The sequence below is a fragment of the Oscillospiraceae bacterium genome, assembly GCA_015065085.1.
GTDB lineage: Bacteria > Bacillota > Clostridia > Oscillospirales > SIG627 > SIG627.
The window spans coordinates 96485-103674 of sequence record SVQW01000008.1; the positions used below are offsets into that span (position 1 = coordinate 96485).

The 7190-nt window shown below is 42.2% G+C and carries 7 protein-coding genes; all 7 read left to right on the forward strand.

Features of this window, described 5'->3' with window-relative positions:
- Positions 1-4: 4 nt before the first annotated feature.
- The 7 genes from E7588_06850 (at position 5) to E7588_06880 (ending at position 7189) form a co-directional block, all read left to right on the forward strand.
- Positions 5-1174, forward strand: a complete 1170-nt coding sequence (locus E7588_06850; GenBank protein ID MBE6688981.1) for a hypothetical protein — start codon at positions 5-7, stop codon at positions 1172-1174.
- 120 nt (positions 1175-1294) lie between these two features.
- Complete coding sequence (locus E7588_06855) at positions 1295-2263, forward strand: hypothetical protein (GenBank protein ID MBE6688982.1); 969 nt, start codon at positions 1295-1297, stop codon at positions 2261-2263.
- 83 nt (positions 2264-2346) lie between these two features.
- The gene (locus E7588_06860) at positions 2347-3081 is read left to right on the forward strand and encodes a hypothetical protein (GenBank protein ID MBE6688983.1); all 735 of its coding nucleotides are present in this window, start codon (positions 2347-2349) and stop codon (positions 3079-3081) included.
- A 279-nt stretch (positions 3082-3360) separates the two neighbouring features.
- Positions 3361-3801, forward strand: a complete 441-nt coding sequence (locus E7588_06865) for a helix-turn-helix domain-containing protein (GenBank protein MBE6688984.1) — start codon at positions 3361-3363, stop codon at positions 3799-3801.
- A 97-nt stretch (positions 3802-3898) separates the two neighbouring features.
- Positions 3899-5281 (forward strand): hypothetical protein, encoded by a 1383-nt coding sequence (locus tag E7588_06870; GenBank protein MBE6688985.1) that lies wholly within the window; start codon positions 3899-3901, stop codon positions 5279-5281.
- A gap of 514 nt (positions 5282-5795) precedes the next feature.
- Entirely contained in the window at positions 5796-6656 is an 861-nt protein-coding gene (locus E7588_06875; protein MBE6688986.1) for a sigma-70 family RNA polymerase sigma factor, read from the forward strand.
- A gap of 80 nt (positions 6657-6736) precedes the next feature.
- A complete protein-coding gene (locus tag E7588_06880) occupies positions 6737-7189 on the forward strand; it encodes a sigma-70 family RNA polymerase sigma factor (protein MBE6688987.1) in 453 nt (150 codons plus the stop codon).
- The last annotated feature ends 1 nt before the right edge of the window (position 7190 follow it).

Sequence of the window (7190 nt, forward strand, 5' to 3'; positions counted from 1 at the left end):
AGTAATGATTGCTATGTGTAAGGATACAAATTACTTGCTTTTTTCAATGTTACGCTCCCTGTTTTGTAACAAGGAACTAGATGATATAGAAAAAGCGCTTGTTACAGAGGAAACGATTGAGCAAGTAATAAAATTAGCTTCCAAACATGACATAGCACATCTTATTGCACTTAGTATTCTAAATAATGGCTTGTCAAATGAAAGTAAATCTAAGTTGCAGGAATATGCTTTACGTGCGTTTCATCGCTATGCAGTTCAGAACAATGAATTTGTTCAAATATGTGAAGTGCTTGAAAAGGAACAAATTCCGTTCATTCCGCTGAAAGGATCGGTGTTGAGAAATCATTACCCAGAGCCTTGGTGGAGAACTAGTTGTGACATTGATGTTTTGGTGGAAGAACACAATTTACAAAAAGCAATTTCCTGTTTGATCGAGAACTTGGAGTATACAGAACAAAAACATAACTCACACGATGTAACCCTTTCTTCAAAAAGTAGAATTTGTTTAGAATTACATTTTTACCTAGGAGAGGAAGGGCGAGCTAATTTTGCGGTTGACACATTAAAAGATGTTTGGAATTATTCCCAGCCTAAAGATGGTTGTAAGTTTTGCTTAGAAATGAGTGATGATATGTTTTATTATTATCACATAGCACATATGGCAGAACATTTTGAAACTGGAGGGTGTGGAATAAGACCGTTTGTTGATTTGTGGATTTTGGATAATATGGAATCTGTGGATGTCGGGAAACGTGATAGGCTGCTAAAAGAGGGAAACTTGCTAAAATTTGCGAATAAGGTGCGAAAATTAAGTAGGGTCTGGTTTGGCGGCGATTGCCACGATGATGTAACCTTAAAATTAGAGAATTATATTGTAAGTGGCGGTGTATATGGAAGCATCGAAAACAATGTTAAGGTGCAGCAAATAAAACAAGGCAGTAAATTTCGTTTTGTTATGTCAAAAATTTTTCTTCCTACAAGATATATAGAACAAATTTATCCATTAGTTAAGAAAAGAAAATGGCTCATACCGTTTATGCAGATCCGCAGATGGATAACTATAGCAGTTAGAGGCATTTCACCTAGGACAAAAAACGAATTAAAAAGCAATCGTGAAGTTTCTTCAACGCAAGCGGAGCAGATGCGGATTTTTTTGGATGAAGTTGGTTTGTAACTTTTTTTGCAATATTCATAGAACGTACAATTATTTTCGATTTGTGTGGTATAATAGTAGATACAAAGACTTATAGACCAATTTCTCTGAGCATCAAGGAAATCGAAAGGCGAACACAGTATGGCAAACTATCCAACCTCAAAAGAAATAAAACTTTGGACAGCTTCTGCGATTGACGTATTCCAATCCGTCATGCCGCCGATCAATATGCCGTATCCCTGTGTTTATATTGCCACGGCGCAAACTTTTCCGAAGATGAGAGCAGAGCTGGTGGAGCAAACGGGATGTACGCATACCGAAGCCAATATGGACGAAGCTGCCATTATGGAATACATACACGGAGATAAGGGATATGCGATCTTAATTCGTCAGAACCTTCTCCCGGATAACAACGAAGATCATTTCTGCGAAATGCTTTGGCATGAATTGGGACATTTCTATGCTATCAATTCCGAAAGCACACCGTTTTATCATTATGGCGATCCCGGTGTTGTGGACAGCAGCCGTATTATGGAGTTTACGGAAGCGGGTCCCGTTCTCGGCATGAGTGATGAACGTCTGAAGCAAGAGGGGTATTGGTTTTGGCAGGAATTTATTGCAGAATCAATTTCCAAGCACGTCAGCTATAAGAACAGATCCACCAGAGATAGCTACCGACCGGAGCTGATTGACTGGAAGCCAATGTTCTATAGTGGTATCGTGGATAAGCTGCAGTATTTGCTCAACAGCACACTGTATCAGTATCAGCACACCATTGATGAATACGGACTTGCACATTATTTTGCCAATCTGCTGATGGACGATTTCATCAAACTGTATGTGCAGGCGGCAGCCGATGGAAAGCTGAAAATTTATGACGAGGATATTGGTGGCGTTGTATATCCGGACGAGCCGATAGAACCAACCTGTATTTCGGATATTAAATCTACGGAATTACAGAAGCCTTTCTGGAAGATGAAGCAGATATTAGAACAACAACTTACAAAAGAACAATTCTGGCTGATTGACGAAGAATTTTTACTGGCTGTTGGCTCCTGCATCGGAGAGATGATGTTCCGCAAGATCGTAGAGCGAAGCCGAGGATTTTGACCAATAGATAAGGCAGGGGTTACTCTGCCTTAATATCAGCCACATGGAATTGAATTGAAACGAAAATATATTGGAGAGATAGAATGGCAAGACCGAAAAAGAAGCCGGAATACAATTCCGCAGAGATCGCAAAGCAGATTGTAGAAGCCGTGACGGATGCGTACCTCAACCCGACAGAGGACAGTGCAGACGAGCAAGGGCATACCTATCTCAATCTGCTTGCCGAAGAATTTTCCATGACCCCTATTAAAGTTCGCAAGCTGCTTATTACTTCGGGAGCATATGAAACGCCTACCAGCATTGCCGTAAACAAGTTGTATAAGGACGGGAAAACTGTCAAGGAGATACAGCAGATTATGGGACTCAGTTCCGCATCGGTCAACGGTTATCTTCCCTATAATAAGACTGTATATAAGATGGAGGAAGCCACACTGACCGCCGAGCGACTTCGCAAATTTCGTCAGCGCAAAGCCGCTACAGAGAAGTTGTGTGCCGATATGAAACTTAAAAATGCAGATGAAGTCAGCGAAATGCTGTGGGAAACGCTTCTTCTGTTTGAGGGGTATCCGTTTGTAACAGCAAAGGGACTTAGGTATTATTACACAATTAAAGGCAATGAGGTGTTTTTCACAAGAAAAGAAAAATCAGTTACAAGAGCAACGGTGAATATGGCATTCCAAACGGCGTTGAAATTACAGAAAGATGGTATTCAGATAACCGGACCGAAAATGCTGGGATGTTTTGGCGCAAGCTATTTGTACCCGATTTACAAAAGAATCGGAGTGATAAGCATAAGTGACGGAGAACAAAAGAAATAAATGCAGAGATCAAAAAAATGGCACAGGATGGGGTCGGGCAAAATTGTCCGGCTCTATTTTTTTAGCATTTATGTTTTATCCGTTATGGTTATTACCCACGCTCCCCTTTCGGTGCAGATGCCCACCGGCACACTTTACGCATAAGGTTAGCCGACTCTAATTGATGTGCTACATACAAACTTTCGTGCTTATTCAAATTTTTTCGACAAAAGTTGATGTATTACATCATAATGTGAGTTCCCACAATATAACAAAATGAGAGGTAATCAAGTATAATATATGTGTAAAGAAATCGGAAAAGATGGGAGGGTTATTCGGGTGCTTACGCAAGAAGAATTGGATAGCGGTACGCTTGATACAAAGCTGATTGGCGAGAGAATAAAGGCGGCGAGAAAGCTCCGTGGCATTACACAAGAGCAGCTTGCAGAAGCAGCGAATTGTACTCATACCCATATCTGTAATATCGAGAACGGGAAAATTGGCATTTCCCTTGAATTGTTGTTTCGTATCAGTGTGGTTCTGCAAAAGAGCATGGATTACTTTGTTATGGATAATATCCACGCAAATCCACAGACCAAGATCGATGACAGCATTGCACCGAAACTCAGCCAATGCGATGCCCATATGCTGACGGTCATTGACGGGCTTCTGGACAATTTGCTTACATACCAAGACAGAAAAGAAAAACAGATAAAAAAGGAATTGCAGGAACTGAAATAAGGTGTTCTTTCATTGGAGTAATAAATGCAGGGTTGTCGGGAACTCCTGGCAATCCTGTGTTTTCATATAAATATTATAACGAGGAGGATTAGCTGTAATGGCTCATTTAATGAATCAGCAACGAACCGTTGCAAATCTGACCCGCCCCGTAACAGAAATGGATAACGATATATCCAGCGGTGATGGGAAAGAAACAAGGATGGCGTTCTCGTATGAATTTGAATGCTGTCTGATAGAACTTGCCGATGAGGTATATGGACTTTCCAAACCGAAAGAGATTGCCCAAAAGGTACTCCGCAAAGCCTGCGAGTTTTACGATGCCGATTGGTGCGGTATCTTTGATGCGGATATGATGCTCAAACTATGGATGCCATTTTGGTGGTACAACCGGGTAACCGGCGGTATGACCAAGACGAGAACCGATATGGATCAATACGGTATATCCGGAGAGTTGCCCAGATGGAGAAATGCTATTGAGCAGAATACGCCAATCATTATTGAAAATGTGGAGACGTTAAAGGAAACATTGCCGGAGGAATATGATATTTTCATTCGCCAAGAGGTAAAGTCCATTCTTGCCGTTCCCTTTAACAAGCGAGAAAAGGGCGTTTTGCTTTTGCGGAATCCCAAGCGATATGCAGATAATCCAAATTTCCTTCGTATCATGGCAAATATCGTCATACAGGAGATTAACGAACAGAAACTTCTTGACCGTATGAAATCGGAAACGTGTGCCGATTGTATGAATAGTCCAAATGAGGTAATTATCAATCTGTTCGGAGGTCTTTCTGTTTGTGCCGAGCGTGGCAAGCTGACGGAAGCGGAGATCAAATCTCCCTTGTGCTGCAAAATCCTTGTCCTTTTGCTGATGAACCGTAAACGTGGCATGAGCGCAAGAGAGCTTTCGGAGCATTTATGGGCAGATCGGGAATACGATAACCCGACGAGAAATCTTCGGTCATTATTATTCAGACTCCGTGCGACACTTCGCATGATTACCGATGTGGATTTGATTGTAACCACAGCCACCGGCTATCGCATCAATCCCGATGTTATCATCAAAACGGATTTTGAGGAATTTGAGAAAATCTGCGAGAGCAGGAACAGCATTACCGATGCAACGGAGAAAATCAGGCTTTTGGAAAAGGCAGTAAAGTTGTATCAAGGAAAATTGTTCCCCACGGGCGAATGTGAGCATTGGATCATACCTCTCAGTTCCAAATGTCATATTCTGTACTTGCCTTTGGTAAACGAGCTGATGGAGCTGCTACATACCGAAAAGAAGTATGATAAATTGTATGAGTACGCTATGTTAGCGGTTAGTATAGACCCGGAAAGTCCCATTACAATTTATTGGCTGATCGTTGCGCTGCGTAAGCACGGTGCGGCAGATATGGCGAAAAGGCATCTGGAGTCTGCCAAGCTTCGGTTGCTTGAAGAAGAATATCGAGACTTGGAAGCACGGCTGATCTTGGAATAAAAGACCGCCATATAACCCCCTATATAACACAAACTCATATATTTTACAAAAAAATCCGTATATAACGGATCATATAACCTCTCATATAACCCCTGCGGAGTATAATTGGTTTTGTAATCATCAAAATCATATGCTCCGGCAGGGGTTTTCGTATTTTGAGGATAAGGAATATATTTATACGGAGGTCAGATTGTGAGCGAACCACAGCAGATGGAAGTACGAACCAAGGACAATCGCCTGTTCTGTCGGGCGAAACTGATTCACGGGGACATACTTCTCATTGTAAAATCAGCAGGCAAGGAAATTGAGGTGCCTTATACAGAAATTCCGAAATTGATTTCGTCGGCTCGGAATCAATTGAAACGAAGCAAAAGTTATTAGCCGCACCGGAGGAAACAACCGAAGCGTATGTTTCCCCGTGAAAAATATAAAACGGTCTGCCGAAACGAGCTTTACCGATAGACTGAGTAACGCCGGGGTGGATATGACAATCGCAGAGTAATTCTGCGTTGTTGTGTCTGCCCCGGTTTTTTATTTTACCGATAACATTCAAATTAAAAATATATCAATTCTCCGAGTTGCAATAGGAGCAAAGGATACGCATACGGCACAGACAACCATTTATGGTGCGTTTGTGTCCGAGCAAGTCCCATGCTTTGTTGCGCTCTCTTTTTGTGCTTCCGTGGGGTTTGCCCTGCGGGAGTTTTTTCGTTTGGTCATGCGTTTCTATGCTCCGATTGCGGTTTGGAAACCGAAAGGAGCAGAAATTATGACCTTAAAAGAATTACAGAAACGAATCGAAAGAACCGGTGGCAAAGATCTTCCCACAGCAGCATGGCTTCGTGCCGGGAACTCCCCTTTAGCGATTAGCCGTGAAATTGCAAAAAGCGGAAAGCTCTCTGTGTTTGTAAATGGCTTCGCACTTTATGAAACCGAGGATGGCAGTACCGTGTTCCGTGTGGACTATTGCGGCGGTTATACCTATTTCGGAGCAAATACGGAAGATACCCTGTCCGAAGAATTTTTCGCAGATACCGATTGGTGGGTTCGCCTTGTTATGGAGGGTGAGGACAGATTGACCCATAATCGAAAAATCTTTGTGGGAAACCATGAAAGTTTTTATGGATATGACGATGCCGTACTTTCATCCGTTTGCACGGAATCGGCACAAGATCATGTGTTACTCCAAGAGCTTTTAGACTTGGCATTTTCGATGATGACACAAAGACAACAAGAAATAATTCGCCTTCATTATATTGAAGGATTGGGTGTCGAGGAAATCGCAGGTATTTACGGTGTTACACACCAAGCCGTTTCCGCTACACTTTCTGATGTTAGAAAAAAATTGCAAAAAAATCGAAAAAATTTTATGTAACTACCTTGCAAAACGGCTCTCCACGATGGGTTAGGTGTAGGACGCAGTTCCTAACACTTACAAAATCGGAGGATATGGAGATGCCCGGTAAAGCACCCAAAGAAAGAGAAAACTATTTTATTCGCCTGGATAACGGCGAGGTATGCGAGGTTAACCGTGAGGTGTACCTGTGTTGGTATGCAGCAGAAAGACAAGACCGCTATCAGAGAGAACGTGATATGAAGCACGGTCTGGTCAGCTTGGAAGAAATGGCTGAGCGCAGATATGAAGATGGCAGAGGTTGCGTGTGCGATCTGCTTGCATCCCCGGAGGACAGCATCGAAGAACAGTACATTCAGAAATTACTGGTTGAGCGTTTATATGAATCGCTCGGAAAGCTGACCAAAGCCGAAAGACAGCTTATTCATGATCTGTTCTTCCGCAACATTGGCGTAAGAGAGTACGCAAGACAAATGGGAGTAACCCACCATTCGGTTCAAAAGCGTCGTGACCGCATTTTAGAAAAAATGCGAATTTTGATGAATTGGGACTGAT